We start from the raw sequence: 15,169 nt of genomic DNA, 5'->3' as shown, positions 1-15,169 counted from the left end.
TGAAAAAAGCCAGACCTCTCAGCCTGGCTAACGAAAAAACTTCCCCCTTTCTTTTTTAGATTATATGGTTGTCACCACTCCTTTCTCAGTCCGGGCCATAAAAAAACGTCGCTTTTCACAAAGAAATAGCGACGTTTTAGTGTAGGTTGGCTCGGTTTTGTTGTGTTTTATGATTATGCCCTTGTATAAAAACCTAATATATTCTTCGGCACGTTCTAAAACCGCTCCAATTTCTTCTTCCGTAGGTATAACAAGGTGTCCGGCATTATAATACCTTCCTTGTACTTGTTTTGCTGAAACAATGTTCATTTTATCTACCCTTGCAATTGAATTAGTTGAAGTTATCCTTGTTCCAAACCCCTTTTTTTACATTTATCCCATCTTTCTTTTGTATATGTAGTCAACGGTACAACATAATACATTTTTTCTTCCTTTAACATCCTAACAATCAACGCTGGATGAACTCCTTGAAACTCGTATGCTTCCGTACCACGTAAATCAACTGCATACACTCCACCTGTAATTATATCCTTCATCCGCTTTCTCTTTATTTAAATTTCTCACCTAACTTAAGCAATGCATCTGCTGCATTGGGATTTTTTAATAACTCTGGCATTAATATCTTCATCATCTCTGTTTCAAAAGATTCCGGTTCCGGTTTCTGAGCATTAAAAGTTTCAATAACTGTTTTGATTGTTTCATTTTCTTTCTTTTTAATTTCCTCAGTTAAAACATCTATTTTATATTGTATATCATTTAAAGATGCAACAATCATATTATTTTCAAAGCTATTGCTACTCTTTTTAGGTTCTTTAACTTCGTCATACTTAAAATTCTTTATTACTTGTTCTAACCTATCTTTAGTTGCAGTTACCATATCCAAATCAGTCAAGTCATATTCAAACGTACGAATTGTTGAGACATCAAATGGTATTATCTCATCTTTACGTTTTAAATGAATTATGGGTTTTTGACTTTTAGACCTATAACCAATTTCAAAAAAGACATTTGGATTATGCCCTGTTAAATCTGCAATGACTAATTCATAATCATTTAACGCATCCAAGATTTCCTGCGTAATTGAACCTGATGTATTAAATTCATCAACTCTCTGTGCAGCAAAACCGCACTTTTCACATACTGGTTTAATTATATGTTGATACAACTGATCAGCATTTTTTCGAATATCCGAACCCATATCACCTATAGGCGAAACCACAAAACATCTTTTCATAAATCCCCCATTCCTTTCTTTAGTCAAAACCATCTCTGTTCCCGATACCCTATATGTACCTCTATCAATCTTTTCTATTCTTTTGTTCTTTAACAAATTATTTACAGCTCCCGCAAACTGCCCTTCTGAATAATCTTCCATATTCTTTTCAACTAAATAATCTTTCATTTCAGAAACAGCATGAGGACTTCCATCTGATAATAATTGTATTATCAGTTCTTTTATCATTGCACTTTTAGTCATTATTATCATCTCCTTTGCATATAGATTATACTATGTACATATAAAATGTCAAGATTTTTCCATATTCTTATTTTCTTGTTTTATACGTGTTTGTTCTTGCTTTTTATGTATATATTTCTTGTTTTTTCTTGTCTATTTTCTTGTTCTTCAAAAATTGTTCCAATTACAAATGAGATTCAATAATAATATAATACAATCTTCTGGGCACCGTTTTGGCACCATTCACACCCCTTTTCATTATTTCTGTACGCAAAAAGGCTTCCCGAGAAATCTCGGAAAGCCTTGAATTTACGTGCGCCCGGCGGCGCGCGTTTCTAACGGGTGCGAGTCCCGAATCCGCCCGGTAGTGGGAAGGATATAGCCGAAGGCAAGGGTGTCCATCGTGAGGTGGAATCTGAAGGAAGCCGGATGTGGGAACAGACTAACCACGGGCAAATCTCTGGTCTGACGAACAGAAATCACATATAAGGTTTCGCATGAGGGTAAGATTGCGTAACAAATCAAAGCCCAATAACTACACGGAATTATGCGGAATAAATGTGGCAGATAGATGGAGAGAAAGAAACGTGTGGTACCCGGGGAGATCTGTGCGGAATGCTTTGAAAGAAGTAACCATTGCCCAAAGCAGTGCTGAACGTACAGAAGTCAGCAGAGGTCATAGTAGCCGAGAGGTGAAGGACCGAATCAATAGGAGTCTTAAGTATGACCCGGAAAGGAGAAATGAGCAGATGGATGTAGAAAACAAGGAAAGCTGCTTGCAAAGAGATAGCGCGGAACGTAAAGGGTATGTAAGAGCGCACCGCTCATTTAACCGGATATGGAAAGAAAGAGACAGTGCAGAGCCGGATATCTTAGGTAAGATACTGAATAAGGACAACCTCAACAGAGCTTACAAGAGAGTGAAGGCAAACAAGGGAGCGCCGGGAGTAGATGGAATGACCGTTGAAGAGGCGTTTCTGTAGCTGAGGGAACACAGCCATGAACTGACGGAGAGAATAAGAAAAGGGCATTATACCCCATCTCCTGTCAGAAGAGCGGAGATTCCAAAGCCAGATGGCGGAGTACGAAAGCTCGGTATTCCGACCGTCATAGACCGCATCATCCAACAGGCAATGTCACAACAGCTGATACCGATCTATGAGCCGAAGTTTTCAGATGGAAGTTTTGGATACCGTCCGGGACGAAGTGCGAAAGAAGCAATTCAGAAGATAAAGGAGTATGCAGAACAGGGATATACAAGAGCTGTGGTTCTTGACTTGTCAAAGTATTTCGATACACTGAACCATGAATTACTGGTAAATATCCTGCGCAGAGATGTAAAGGACGAAAGGGTGATTCAGATGATAAAGAGGTATTTAAGAAGTGGAGTGATGGAAAACGGTGTAGTCGTTAAGACGGAAGAAGGTTCACCGCAGGGAGGAAATCTCTCCCCGCTATTAGCCAATGTTTATCTTAACGAGTTTGACCAGGAGTTCAACAAAAGAGGAGTGCCGTGCATTCGCTATGCAGATGATATCGTACTGTTAGCGAAGAGTGAGCGGGCATCTGAGAGATTGTTGGAAAGCAGTACGAAATATCTGGAAGGGACACTGAAACTAAAGGTGAACCGGGAGAAAAGTCGTACGGTCAGCGTGTTTGCAATACGAAATTTTAAGTACCTTGGCTTCTGTTTCGGGAAGAACGGAAAAGGAATCTATGTCCGTGTTCATGGAAAGTCATGGAAGAAAGCCAAGGACAACCTGCGAAAGCTCACTTCCCGGAGTAAGTGCGGAAGTATAGTAAAGACTATGGAACATATAAAAGAATACATGCGTGGATGGTTGAACTATTACAGTATAGCAGACATGAAGAACAACATCGAAGGCCTGAATGGATGGCTGTACAGAAGGATACGGATGTGTATCTGGAAACAGTGGAAACTGCCAAAGACGCGAAAACGGAAGCTGATAGGACTGGGAATGCCAGAATGGGTAGCAAGTGAAGGAGCCTACAGTCGAAAGTCCTATTGGAGAATGGCAGGGAGCGGTGTACTAAACAGAGCCCTAACAAAAGAAAGACTGATAAACTGGGGCTTTTATGATTTAGCCACAGCCTATCAGTCCATGCACGCCGTCCTCTCACACCGCCGTGTACCGAACGGTACGCACGGTGGTGTGAGAGGACGGCGGTTAGTCACCGCCTCCTACTCTATTGAATAATATTTAATTACTCGATGATAGTAGCAACTCTACCATAACCAACAGTACGTCCACCTTCACGGTTTGCAAACCTTCTGCCCCCGATCTTCAATGTACTTATAGGTTCCGTCTTTGCAGCGGATTCGGTAGATCGTGGCGTAATGATCGGAGCGTGTATACTGATCCAGCGCGTCAGCAAGACCTCTCATAATATCTTCTGGGTGAGCGAGTCCGAGAATGCTGCCCTGGCCTGCTTCTATCAGTTCTTCCGGTGTGTTGTAACCAAGCATATTTGCAAACTGTTCCGATACATATTTAAAGGAATACGTAGGATCATCGTTGCTGATTTTTGCACCGCCTGGTATAGAAACGGAAAACCAGTCCAATTCATTGCGAAGCTCCTGTGTCAGCTTTTCAATAATAGCCGTGTGCTTTTTTTCTTCCTCCAGGAGCTTAATATACTCCTGGTTTGATTTTTCCAATGCCCGTTCTTTTTCATCCAGGCGGTAATGCTCTGTGCGGTCAAGTACATAGTTGACTGCTATGACATCACCGGTTTCCACATCTCTGTACAGTGCCATGTGATTTTCTGCAAGCATGGGTTCAAAGGTTGCGGTACGGGTCCAGTAACGAAATGATATATGACGCTCTCCGTTTTCAAAACGCTTCAAAAGCCGCTCTCTGTCGAATTCCTTCAAAAAGTCGGAAAGACCCTCCTTCGGTATCGTTAATGCCCAGGCATCCACCAGACTCTGCAGACTGGAATCTTCCGGCAGGCCTAATTGCTCATTCAGGTTATATTGCCTGCCATCAATGACCTGGTACATGACGCCAGGCACATAGTTTTTGGTAAGGTTAATGACGCAGTACCCATCTGCGATCGCAAATACGGTCTCTTCTAAAAAACGGTTATTGATCATGCTTTTGTTCATACTAGTTTCTCTCCGAATCAGTGGATTTTTCGATGCCCGTTTTTATAGAAGGATCCGAATCACGAGCCATACAATTCCGATCAGCAGCAGAACTGCCGCAAACGCGGTAGAAAGTCCGAACAGTACTGCCCCCAGTGTGAGTGACAGGAGAAAACCGGCCAGACTTAACAGGGCACCCAGTAGTGTTCCGCAAACACGCAGGGCCAGACCGACACATTTAAAAATCAGCACTAAAAATACTACAGCAAACAGTATCGACATAATCGCAATCTCACCTCCTGTACGTTTTTGCTATAAAATCCCTTGAATTATATCTGTTTTTTCCAGAAATGTAAATGTTCAGTTTAAACATTGCGCAAAACTGAGGTTTTGCGCAATGTTAAAGCTACTTTTTCGAATATCCGTTCTGCTTTTTGCCTTCCATGTGGGTATTTTGTTAAATTGTCTGCACATTTTTAAGAATTATCGCTCAATACCATATGCTCTTTTTTTACCGATTTTCGTATACTTCTCCGAGTTTTTCCTTTGTTATCACATTATACGTTGTTATGTATAGCGATTACATGTATAACAATGTATATCGTTTTTGCGTTTGTTACACAATAAGAATTGACGAACATGTTTTCGATATGCTATACTATCATATAAGTAAAAAAGGATTAATTTCCCTGGAGGATTTGAATAGATGAAAGAAGAACGAACCGTCAAAGAAAGCAAACAGGTCAATTTCCGTATTGATCCGGATTCCGCGGAGGCTTTCCGCCAGTTTTGCACCACACATGGAATGAACCAGGCACAAGGGTTTGATCATCTCATGCAGGTTCTGGAGTTAAACAATGCGAAGGCTGCTACTCCCGGACGTCTGGTGGAAATTGAAAATTTTGAACGCCTTTGCAAGGAGCTATTATCTGCGTATATCAACAGCATTGAATTGAGCAGTAATGCAGAGGCACGGGTTCTCGAACAATTTCAGTCTGACTTAAAAAGAAAGGACCGTACCATTGATGAACTGCGGGAAAAGATGGAAACTTTGCATGCAGAAAAAGAACAGGCAGAGGCTGTCTCAAAGAAGTTGGAAGAAGAACAGAAGCATTTGAGAGAACAGGCCGAATACGCAACAAACCAGATGAATTCCGCAAAAAAGGCAATCTCCGACCAGGAGGAAGTGAACCGGCTTCTTCAGACGCAGAATGAGGAACTGAGAAAACAGCTGCAAAAGCTTCACGAGCTGCAAAAAGCGGAAGCTTTGGTGAAATCAGAAAATACGGAGTTGAAATTAAAAACCAGGGAGCTGGAGCAGACATTGTCGCATGAAACTGCGCAGAGGAAAAATTTAGAGAGTATTGCCGGACAGAACCAGGAAAAACTCCGGGAGCTGGAAAGCCATATGCTGGAGTATAAGGTGCAGGTATCTGACCTGAAAAGACAGCTTCAGGAGAAGGATGCCGATACGCAGAACCAGTTAAAGCAGGCTCAGATGGAAGCGGACTTAAAGCTGGAACGTGCCGTGATCGCCAAAGAGCGAGAACTGCAGGAGGAGTTGCGGACGTCCGACCGGGAGAATGTCCGGTTGCAGACAGAACTGGAACAACTGAGAGCTTCATTAGCTCCGAACCAGAACCAGGCGAATAAGGAGTAATTTCATATGGAAGAACTGCAATATCACGAACAGCGTGACTTAAAAAATGAAAAGAAGCTGCATGAGCTGCTTGCCTCTCTCCCGCCTTTCTGTGCGGATTTCTTTCGTGGAATCGAGCCTGCAACCTCTTCTATGACAAGACTCTCCTATGCTTACGATATCAACATGTTTTTTGTGTTTATCCGGGACCTGAAACCGGAATTGTTGAACCTGCAGACAAGTGAGATTTCCATGAACGATTTCACTGAAATCAGCGTTACGGATCTGGAGCGTTACCTGGAATTTTTAAAATACCGGCCTGATGACCCGGACCATAAAAATACGAATAAAGAGGCCGGGATCAAGCGCAAATTTTTCTCCCTGAAAAGCTTTTACGGCTATTTTTACCGCACCGGGCAGATTCGGACCAATCCGACGCTGTCCATGCAGGTGCCGCGTATCCGGGAAAAGGAAATTGTCCGCTTAAACCAGGAGGAAATACGGGAACTGATCAAAGAAGCGCAGAATGGTAACGGCCTTTCACCGAAGCAGAAGCAATTTCACGAAAAAACAAAGGCAAGGGACTGTGCCATCCTTGCCTTAATGCTTGGAACCGGCATTCGTGTCTCGGAATGCGTCGGTCTGAATCTGGGGGATGTGGATTTAATGGAACAGAGCATTCACATCCACCGGAAAGGTGGAAAAGAAGCAACCGTATATTTCAGCGATGAAGTTACGCGGCATCTGGAACATTACCTTGAGGAGCGAAAAGGTGCCGGTATCGATCCGGCAGAGGAACCGGCCCTCTTTCTTTCCCTGCGGGGAAAGCGCATTGCCGTGCGAAGCGTAGAATATCTCGTAAAAAAATATGCTTCTATCGTTACACCCAAAAAGAAAATCACGCCGCACAAGCTCCGGAGCAGCTACGGCTCTGCCCTTTACGCGAAAACGAACGATATCTACCTTGTGGCGGATATCTTAGGGCACAATGATGTCAACATCACCCGGAAGTTCTATGCGGCGATCGAAGAAGAACGAAGAAAGAGCGTGAAGAAGATCGACATTGTATAAGCTAAGCATTTCCTCCTGCCATTTCCTGATTTGCATTATTCTGGTACAATTTCTGGAACGAAATGTTATCCATCGCCTCTTCAGAAATGCTCACGCAGTTGTCTGCGATACGGTCGATGTTATAAAGCAGATTGGAATACTGCTTTGTCATATCAGAGGAGCAGGTATTCTTCTTCACACGGGATAAATGCGCTTTATTGTTCTGCTTCTGCAGCTTCCGGATCTTATTTTTGTCTTTTGCTACTTTGGCAACAATATCCTTATCGCCGTTTTCGAGTGCCTGCATTGCGGTGGAAAAGAGATTTTCCAGTGTCCCGATGCCAGTCTCCAGCTCATGCTTTGCGTCTTCCGAGAAGATTCCGCCATGTTCCTGTGAAAATTCCGCAACAGCACTGATTTCCTCACAACGGTCTGCAATTCGCTCGATATTATTGTTGATATAGAGAAGTCCTGCTGCCTGTTCGGACTGCTGTTCCGTCAGGGCACCTCTGGAAAACATCTTAACAATATAGCTTCCGATCTGCTCCTGAAGCTTCTTTACCGCGAGGTTCATATCCTTAAAGTTCTGGTAAGCAGCTTGCGGTTCGTCTCCAACGAAAGAAAGCTTCATGTTGTCTAACATCTGTGTAGTAAAACCGGCCACTCTCTGAATCTCTTCTGAGACAAGGTAAAGAGCTGCGGTCGGCTGAGTCAGGACACGGTTTTCAAGGAATTTCGGCTCGTAAGTCTGATGTTCCTGCTGATCCTGTCCGCGAACAAGAAAGGTAACAATTTTTACCATGACCGGGATCAATGGAAGCCAGATCAGTGTGCAGACAACGTTAAAGGTTGTGTGGGCGTTTGCAATCTGTCTGGAGATGACTTCCAGCTCCGGTCCCTTCGGGGAAATGAAACGCACAAAGCCAGCGAGAACCGGAATCAAAAACAGAAATACAATGCTTCCCGTAATATTGAAAACGCTGTGTGCCAGTGCCGTCCTTTTTGCATTTTTTGACTGGCCGATAGAAGCTAACAGTGCTGTGATCGTGGTACCGATATTGTCACCTAACAGGATCGGAATTGCGCCGGTCAGACCGATCACACTGGTTACCCCATCCGGGCCCGCCTGGGAAGCGAAGTTCTGAAGTACTGCAATCGTTGCGGAACTACTCTGTACCACAAGGGTCATACCGGCACCAAGAAGTACCCCGAGTACCGGAATATGGGAAACACGTCCCATCATGTCTACAAAAAACGGGCTGCTTGCAAGCGGTTTCATAACGCCGCCCATAATTTCAATTCCTTCAAAAAGAAGTCCAAAGGAGAAGATTACCATACCGATGTTTTTGATCTTTTCTTTTTTGCTGGCAAAATTCAGCATAAATCCAAGAAAGATGATCGGATAGATATAGTTGCTGATCTTAAATGCCATCAGCTGTGCGGTCATGGTCGTACCGATGTTAGCACCGAAAATAACGGAAATCGCCTGCGGCAGACTCATAAGGCCAGCGCTGACAAATCCGATGATCATAACGGTGGTCGCGGAACTGCTCTGCAATACGGCAGTGACTAAGGCTCCTGCCAGCGCGCCCATGACTGCATTTTTCGTCAGAAAGCTGAGAATCTTTTTCATGCCCTCTCCCGCTGCTTTCTGAAGCGCGTCACTCATGCTGTTCATGCCATATAAAAACAGCGCCAAACCGCCAATGAGACCAAAAAAGATCTTTACATTTTCATTCATCGTACCTTCTCCTTTGTAATCGTTCTTACATCATTCAATATTTATCTTAATTATTATAAATGCTGAGGGCATTTGCATCTACCATACCCCCGTAAAGGCAATGTTAAATCCATGTAAAATATGATCAGCAAAGTACGACTGTATTTTAAGCTTTTTGCTTTATTTCCATAAAATTTGTGTAAAAAAAGGCGGCCAGAATATTCTGACCACCAGATAAAATATTTCTATGAATTGTTAAATGTCAAATACCCCAAGCATTACGATACCGATCACAACCAGCAGGATCATCGCATAATGCTTCCATGACAGCTTTTCTTTTAAGAAGATGCGGCTCCATACAACGGAAGCGACACAGTATGCAGAAATGATCGGTGCGGAGATTGCTGCATGTGCGGTATCCGATAATGCGAAGATATAAGCAAACTGACCAGCCGTCTCACAGAGTGCTCCAATGTATTTCGGTCCTTCCTGTTTCACGGTAAATCGTTCTTTTTTGATCAGCGCTACGTAGATCACGCAGCAGACTGCAGCAAAGAGGAAGGTCAGTTCGTAAGCACAGTTTGCGGAAGATGCCGCATAGGAAGAGCACTCTTCTGCGGTTGCAAACAGTCCGGCTGCCTCTGCTTTCCCAGCCAGAAGATCCAGCACAAAGGTATCTGCAAAGGTGCCTGCTGCATCTAGAAGACAGTAAGCCACCGGAAGGAATAAAGCCAGCCAGGACTTCGCATATTTGTAGTTGGATGCTTCCTGACGTGCGCGGCGCAGGTCATCGTCTTCCCTGGATTCTACGATGCCAAGACCGATCACACCGATACATACCAGTGCCACGGCACCGATCACGGCCAGACGCATGGTTCCCTCAATGCTCTCGTCCAGTGTACCGGTCAGAAAACAGAGAACTGCTACCAGTGCACCGGATGAATTGCAGATCGGGGAAGAAATCGAAAGTTCAATGTAACGCAGGCCGATATAGCCCAGTGTCATGGAGGAAATGTAAAGCAGAGATACCGGCAGATAAGTAAGGATCACATGCCAGGTAACAATCGTTCCTCCCACAAAAATTTCATACATTGCATGGACACCCATGACAATGCCGACTGCAATGACCATCTTTAAATGGGCATATTTGTCGTTTCCGCGGCAACCGATTTTGGAGAACAGATCAGAACCGCTCCAAAATAAGAGTGCCGTAACAGCTAACCAAAACCACATTGTTTCTGTACCATTCCTTTTTTCAATCTATCTGTAAAAACAGACCCGACCATTATAAAACGAAATCTTTTGTTTGACAAGGGTTCCTGTTGTGCAAAAATTCTTATGAAAACGCCTAACATCCAAACAACTTCGCGGTCTTTTCCATCCGCTCTGCGATCGCAACCCCGAACGGACAGCGGGATTCGCAGGCATGACATCCAATACATTCTGATGCCCGGTGCTCTAACAGCTCATAATGGGACTGTACCGTTGCCGGTACGGTCGGCTGCATGGTTGCAAGATCATAGAATTTGTTGATCATGGCAATGTCCAGATTGACCACGCACGGTTTGCAGTGACCGCAGTAGGTGCACTCTCCACGGTAAGAATGAAGCGGTGCATTGGCGATCACGGATGCGAAATCTTTTTCTTCCTCTGATGCTATCTCATAAGCAACAGCCGCATCGACCTGTTCCTTTGTGTCATATCCGCACATGATCGCGCCGACTGCAGGTCTGATAAGTGCATAGTGGATGCACTGCACCGGTGTCAGTGTTACGCCAAACGGGGAACGCTTTGCATCGAAAAGACGCCCGCCTGCAAAGCCTTTCATAACGGTGATCCCGACATCGTGCTGCTCACACAGCTTATACAGGCGCGCACGGTCTGCATCAATGCCCCTTAAGTCTGCATCGAATTCATCCGCGAACATCGTCTCAATCTGCTCGCTGGCCGGAAGCATGTCGAACGCCGGATTGATGCTGAAGAGGATCATCTCCACATAGCCGGACTCTGCCGCTTTCGCGGCCACCTTCGGATTGTGGGAACTCATACCGATGTGACGGATCACGCCATTCTTTTTCAGCTCCATGATATAATCCAGATAATCGGAATGCTGGATGCTTTCCCACTCTTCTTCGGAATCTACATAGTGGATCATGCCAAGGTCGATATAGTCTGTCTGCAGACGCTTTAAGAGGTCCTCAAAAGCCGGACGCACATAAGCCATATCGCGGGTGCGGAAATACTGCCCGTCCTTCCAAGTAGAACCGATATGTCCCTGGATATACCAGGATGCGCGGTTCTCTTTGATTCCCTTGCCGATGACATCGCGGGATTTTGGATCTGCCATCCAGCAGTCCAGAATATTGATTCCTTTGGAAGAAGCATAGCGGATCAGCTCAATGCCCTCTTCTTCCGGATGGCGCTCCAGCCACTCGCCGCCAAAACCTATCTCACTGACCTGAAGATTGGTTTTTCCTAATCTGCGTGTTTTCATTGTTTTTGCCATTTCTCAAACTCCTTTTGTAATATATCAGCCGCTTTATTCTGTTTCACGCATACATTTCTGAAAATAGAATGTTCCGTTTTGGAATCCATTCTTTACGGTAATGCGCCCTCTTCTTTCTGCTCCAGTTCCTTAAAGATTTTGTGAAGTACCCATGCAGCCAGAATGAAGGTTCCTGCATCTGCCAGAGGCTGCGCGATCTGGATTCCAAGAATGCCGACTGCCGGAGTCAGAAACAGAAGGACCGGTATCAGAAACCATCCCTGTCTGGCGGTGGAAACCACGGTTGCCCAGGTTCCGTAGCCCATGGATTGCGGTGTCATATTGCCCATAACGGTGACTCCCATAAGCGGCAAGGTGCAAAGCTGCATACGGAGTGCCAGTGTTCCGATCCGGATAACATCCAGATCGTCTTTCCGGAATACCGCAACAATACTTCCAGAAAAGACAAGGCCAGCCAGTGCAAATACAAAAAGCACAGCAGTGCTGACTTTGATGCAGAAAATACAGGCTTCTTTCACACGCTTATATAACCCGGCACCAAAACAGTAGCTGCAGACAGGTTGAAAGCCCTGACCGAAACCAATCATGGCCGAGCCAACAAACATCATAAAGCGGTTCACGATGGACATAGCCGCAATGGCTGCATCCCCATATGGCTGTGCCATGACATTCATCAGGATGGTTGCCACACTGGCAATTCCCTGACGCCCAAGTGATGCCACACCTCCATACAAAATCTGTCCGTAAAGCTTTACAGTTGGACGGAACTTACGGATATCGATGGAAATGCAGTCCTTTCGGAAATTGCACATCACAAGCAGAATGCAAAAGCTGACAAACTGGGAAATGCCTGTTGCAAGCGCAGCGCCTGCGGTCCCCATACCCATACCGAAAATAAATACCGGGTCAAGGACAATGTTTAAAATACCTCCGGTTGTGATGCCGACCATGGCAAATAAGGCTTTTCCCTGAAACCGTAGAATGTTATTCATGATAAATGAAGTCATCATAAACGGTGCCGCAATCAGAATATAGGATGCGTAGGCTTCGGCATAAGGCGCAATGGTTACGGTAGATCCAAGCATCATAATCAGCGCATGGATGTTGGCAGTTCCGAGGACCGTGATAACCAGTCCCATAAAAAAGCCGGTAAAAAAAGCGATGGAAGCAAGCTTCTCGGCCAGCTCCCGGTTTCCTGCCCCGATCAGCCGGGCAATGTAATTTCCGGATCCGATTCCGATCATAAACGATAATGCCTGAATGATCGACATGGCTGAAAAGATGATTCCGACCGCGCCAGAAGCGCTGGTCCCAAGCTGGCTTACAAAAAAAGTGTCAGCCATGTTATAAATCGAGGTGACCAGCATACTGATGATGGTTGGGACAGCCAGCTTTGAGATGACACGTCCGACCGGCGCATTGGCCATTTCGTAGTATTGGTCATGTGATTCTTTTGTCTGCTGCATGATCATAACTCTCCTGTTTTTATAATGTAAAAGTATACCATGTTTTTCTGCAGTCGGCTATGTCTCTTCTGACATATTCATAAGTTATTTTTTTAACGAATCAAGGGCTTTTTGTCACGCAGAAAAAGAGTGCTGGCATACCGTAACTGCATTGCTGCAATTTTTATGCCAACACTCTGTGATTTTATAAACAAATCTAACGGTTTGCAAGCTCTTCTGTGATATCCTCCCAGGTCACACCGCGCTCTGCCATGAGAACCATGACATGATACAGGAAATCAGAAATCTCGTATTTGATTTCTTCCGGATCCGGGTTCTTGGCTGCAATGACGATCTCGGTCGCTTCTTCTCCGACTTTCTTTAAGATCTTGTCGATGCCTTTGTCAAACAGATAGTTGGTGTAAGAGCCTTCCTTTGGATGGATCTTACGGTCCTGAATGACAGAGAAGACATCCTCAAATACTTTCAATGGATTGGTTTCTTTGGTCTCTTTCTCAGCAAGTGTCTGGAAGAAACAGCTGCGGGAACCGGTATGGCAGGCCGCACCAATCTGATGGACTTTCGCCAGAATTGTATCGTTGTCACAGTCTAAGTGCAGGGACTTTACATACTGGAAATGTCCGGAGGTCTCGCCCTTTAACCACTGGCTCTTCCGGCTCCGGCTGTAGTAATGCATCTTGCCGGTGCGGAGCGTATCTGCGAAGGCCTGTTCGTTCATATAAGCAAGCATCAGCACTTCGGAAGTCTTGAAATCCTGGACGATGACCGGAACCAGGCCGTCGGAATTGGTCTTAAAATCTCCCCAGGAAACACTGCTGCACAGAATGTCTACCGCAATTCCAAGGCTGCCAAGTTCCTGCTTCTTTTCCATATAATTTCCATTTTCCGGAGCCAGGCTGGCGAGGACAAAACCGGCAGCCGCGTCTGCTTTCAGCTCTTCTGCCAGTTTTGCGATTTCGTCTGCATTGCTGACTATATAATAATGCATCTGTTCATCCATCGTATGGATCACTTCCACAGCTTCCGGAAGAGCAGCATCTTCCAGCAGTGCCATGGATGCTCCAAGCTGCGCATACTCCGGGATCCGTTTTGTCTGGTCTTTCTGGTTTAAGCGGATAAAGATTTTTTCACTGCCGAAGCGGTCTGCCGCTTCTTTGATCAGATCCATATTTTCTTCCACAGATGCATCTAAAAATACGCCCTTCGCACCTGCATAGAGGTATTTCTTCACATCCTCCAGGCGTTTTACGCGTCCGCCAGCATAGATCGGAATGTCGATCGCCCTTGCCATTTTCCGGATCAGGCCAATGTTGTAATCATGCTCCTCATCGTTTTTGGAACCATCGGCAAATACCAGACCGTCTGCTCCGTCATTCCCGGCAGCAGAGGCAAAAGAAAGCACTTCCTCTTCCTGTTTTCCATCGCAGCAAAGCTGCGCAAGTAACCGTTTAAATTCTGCCATAGTTATTCTCCCTGTTCAAACCGCGCTACCGCATCCGGCAGGCTGATCTTTTTCTCGTATAATGCTTTTCCAATGATGGCGCCCTTGATCTGGCTGTCATTTAAGCGGACCAGATCGTCCATACAGGAAACTCCGCCGGAGGCGATCACATCCAGTCCGGTCTGCTTAGTCAGAAGCTTTGTGTACTCGACGTTCGGACCGGTTAAGGTACCGTCTTTGGAAATATCGGTATAAACGATATGTTTTACCCCGAATTCTTTCATCTGCAGGCAAAGATCCAAAGCCGAAAGACTGCTTACCTTTTCCCAGCCTTCCACTGCCACCATGCCGTTTTTCGCATCGACACCGGCTACGATCCGGTCGGCACCAAAGGTTGCAACCAGCTCTTTCACAAATTCCGGCCGCTCCACGGCGCGCGTTCCAATGATGCAGCGGGTGATGCCAAGCTCCAGCATATTTTTCACTGCTTCCACGCTGCGGATGCCTCCGCCAAGCTGGATCGGAACGTCCACACTGGATACGATCGCACGGATCGCATCTTCATTTACGGAACGTCCTGCCAGCGCACCGTCCAGATCCACAATATGGAGGAAGGATGCACCCTGGCTGACCCACAATTTTGCCATATCAGCCGGTGTGTCGGAATAAACCTTTACATTATCAAATAATCCCTGTGTCAGGCGGACGCATTTGCCGCCCTTCATGTCAATTGCCGGATATAACTGCATGGGAATCTCTCCTTTTTATACGTTTTCTGTTGC

At 45.3% G+C, this 15,169-nt stretch carries 14 protein-coding genes; 4 read left to right on the top strand and 10 right to left on the bottom strand.

All coding sequences use genetic code 11. From position 1 onward, the window contains the following. Nucleotides 1–341 precede the first annotated feature (341 nt). Nucleotides 342–536 carry a hypothetical protein gene (locus DWZ40_RS02295; RefSeq protein WP_118540525.1) on the bottom strand — a complete coding sequence of 65 codons (195 nt, stop codon included), beginning with the start codon at nucleotides 534–536 and terminating at the stop codon, nucleotides 342–344. Between the two features lie 11 nt (nucleotides 537–547). After that, entirely contained in the window at nucleotides 548–1,477 is a 930-nt protein-coding gene (locus DWZ40_RS02290; protein ID WP_118540524.1) for a nucleoside 2-deoxyribosyltransferase, read from the bottom strand. 728 nt (nucleotides 1,478–2,205) lie between these two features. Here DWZ40_RS02290 and DWZ40_RS20425 point away from each other — a divergent pair. Then, on the top strand, nucleotides 2,206–2,439 hold the full coding sequence (locus DWZ40_RS20425; RefSeq protein WP_347560027.1) for a reverse transcriptase: 234 nt from the start codon (nucleotides 2,206–2,208) through the stop codon (nucleotides 2,437–2,439). Continuing rightward, entirely contained in the window at nucleotides 2,440–3,675 is a 1,236-nt protein-coding gene (ltrA, locus tag DWZ40_RS02275) for a group II intron reverse transcriptase/maturase (RefSeq protein ID WP_347560033.1), read from the top strand. A 56-nt stretch (nucleotides 3,676–3,731) separates the two neighbouring features. Here ltrA and DWZ40_RS02270 read toward each other — a convergent pair whose 3' ends face one another. Together DWZ40_RS02270 and DWZ40_RS02265 are read right to left on the bottom strand one after the other, a co-directional pair. Continuing rightward, nucleotides 3,732–4,586 (bottom strand): PAS domain-containing protein, encoded by an 855-nt coding sequence (locus tag DWZ40_RS02270; RefSeq protein WP_118540523.1) that lies wholly within the window; start codon nucleotides 4,584–4,586, stop codon nucleotides 3,732–3,734. 42 nt (nucleotides 4,587–4,628) lie between these two features. Continuing rightward, nucleotides 4,629–4,847, bottom strand: a complete 219-nt coding sequence (locus DWZ40_RS02265; RefSeq protein WP_118540522.1) for a hypothetical protein — start codon at nucleotides 4,845–4,847, stop codon at nucleotides 4,629–4,631. 424 nt (nucleotides 4,848–5,271) lie between these two features. On the opposite strand from DWZ40_RS02265, the gene DWZ40_RS02260 reads away from it, so the two are divergent. Continuing rightward, a complete protein-coding gene (locus DWZ40_RS02260) occupies nucleotides 5,272–6,225 on the top strand; it encodes a hypothetical protein (protein WP_118540521.1) in 954 nt (317 codons plus the stop codon). Nucleotides 6,226–6,231: 6 nt separating this feature from the next. Continuing rightward, nucleotides 6,232–7,275 carry a tyrosine-type recombinase/integrase gene (locus tag DWZ40_RS02255; protein WP_118540520.1) on the top strand — a complete coding sequence of 348 codons (1,044 nt, stop codon included), beginning with the start codon at nucleotides 6,232–6,234 and terminating at the stop codon, nucleotides 7,273–7,275. A gap of 1 nt (nucleotide 7,276) precedes the next feature. On the opposite strand, the gene DWZ40_RS02250 is transcribed toward DWZ40_RS02255, so the two are convergent. The 6 genes from DWZ40_RS02250 to hisA form a co-directional block, all read right to left on the bottom strand. Then, nucleotides 7,277–8,995, bottom strand: a complete 1,719-nt coding sequence (locus tag DWZ40_RS02250) for a Na/Pi cotransporter family protein (protein ID WP_118540519.1) — start codon at nucleotides 8,993–8,995, stop codon at nucleotides 7,277–7,279. Between the two features lie 234 nt (nucleotides 8,996–9,229). After that, a complete protein-coding gene (locus DWZ40_RS02245) occupies nucleotides 9,230–10,207 on the bottom strand; it encodes an EamA family transporter (RefSeq protein ID WP_118540518.1) in 978 nt (325 codons plus the stop codon). Between the two features lie 115 nt (nucleotides 10,208–10,322). Then, nucleotides 10,323–11,480 (bottom strand): aldo/keto reductase, encoded by a 1,158-nt coding sequence (locus DWZ40_RS02240; protein WP_347560026.1) that lies wholly within the window; start codon nucleotides 11,478–11,480, stop codon nucleotides 10,323–10,325. 92 nt (nucleotides 11,481–11,572) lie between these two features. After that, nucleotides 11,573–12,946: an MATE family efflux transporter gene (locus DWZ40_RS02235; RefSeq protein ID WP_118540517.1), complete on the bottom strand. Its 1,374-nt coding sequence runs from the start codon at nucleotides 12,944–12,946 to the stop codon at nucleotides 11,573–11,575. Between the two features lie 196 nt (nucleotides 12,947–13,142). Continuing rightward, nucleotides 13,143–14,408: a bifunctional phosphoribosyl-AMP cyclohydrolase/phosphoribosyl-ATP diphosphatase HisIE gene (gene hisIE, locus DWZ40_RS02230; protein ID WP_118540516.1), complete on the bottom strand. Its 1,266-nt coding sequence runs from the start codon at nucleotides 14,406–14,408 to the stop codon at nucleotides 13,143–13,145. A 2-nt stretch (nucleotides 14,409–14,410) separates the two neighbouring features. After that, on the bottom strand, nucleotides 14,411–15,136 hold the full coding sequence (gene hisA / locus DWZ40_RS02225) for a 1-(5-phosphoribosyl)-5-[(5-phosphoribosylamino)methylideneamino]imidazole-4-carboxamide isomerase (protein ID WP_118540515.1): 726 nt from the start codon (nucleotides 15,134–15,136) through the stop codon (nucleotides 14,411–14,413). Nucleotides 15,137–15,169 lie beyond the last annotated feature (33 nt).

The sequence above is a fragment of the Clostridium sp. AF32-12BH genome, from assembly GCF_003477935.1.
Lineage (GTDB): Bacteria > Bacillota > Clostridia > Lachnospirales > Lachnospiraceae > Brotaphodocola.
This window is presented reverse-complemented; position numbering and strand designations above follow the sequence as displayed.

Bases quoted from the DNA above. Each gene is read 5' to 3' on its own strand.
- DWZ40_RS02295 (WP_118540525.1), bottom strand. From the start codon at position 536: ATGAAGGATATAATTACAGGTGGAGTGTATGCAGTTGATTTACGTGGT.
- DWZ40_RS02290 (WP_118540524.1), bottom strand. From the start codon at position 1,477: ATGACTAAAAGTGCAATGATAAAAGAACTGATAATACAATTATTATCA.
- DWZ40_RS20425 (WP_347560027.1), top strand. From the start codon at position 2,206: ATGGATGTAGAAAACAAGGAAAGCTGCTTGCAAAGAGATAGCGCGGAA.
- DWZ40_RS02270 (WP_118540523.1), bottom strand. From the start codon at position 4,586: ATGAACAAAAGCATGATCAATAACCGTTTTTTAGAAGAGACCGTATTT.
- DWZ40_RS02265 (WP_118540522.1), bottom strand. From the start codon at position 4,847: ATGTCGATACTGTTTGCTGTAGTATTTTTAGTGCTGATTTTTAAATGT.
- DWZ40_RS02260 (WP_118540521.1), top strand. From the start codon at position 5,272: ATGAAAGAAGAACGAACCGTCAAAGAAAGCAAACAGGTCAATTTCCGT.
- DWZ40_RS02255 (WP_118540520.1), top strand. From the start codon at position 6,232: ATGGAAGAACTGCAATATCACGAACAGCGTGACTTAAAAAATGAAAAG.
- DWZ40_RS02250 (WP_118540519.1), bottom strand. From the start codon at position 8,995: ATGAATGAAAATGTAAAGATCTTTTTTGGTCTCATTGGCGGTTTGGCG.
- DWZ40_RS02245 (WP_118540518.1), bottom strand. From the start codon at position 10,207: ATGTGGTTTTGGTTAGCTGTTACGGCACTCTTATTTTGGAGCGGTTCT.
- DWZ40_RS02240 (WP_347560026.1), bottom strand. From the start codon at position 11,480: ATGGCAAAAACAATGAAAACACGCAGATTAGGAAAAACCAATCTTCAG.
- DWZ40_RS02235 (WP_118540517.1), bottom strand. From the start codon at position 12,946: ATGCAGCAGACAAAAGAATCACATGACCAATACTACGAAATGGCCAAT.
- hisIE (WP_118540516.1), bottom strand. From the start codon at position 14,408: ATGGCAGAATTTAAACGGTTACTTGCGCAGCTTTGCTGCGATGGAAAA.
- hisA (WP_118540515.1), bottom strand. From the start codon at position 15,136: ATGCAGTTATATCCGGCAATTGACATGAAGGGCGGCAAATGCGTCCGC.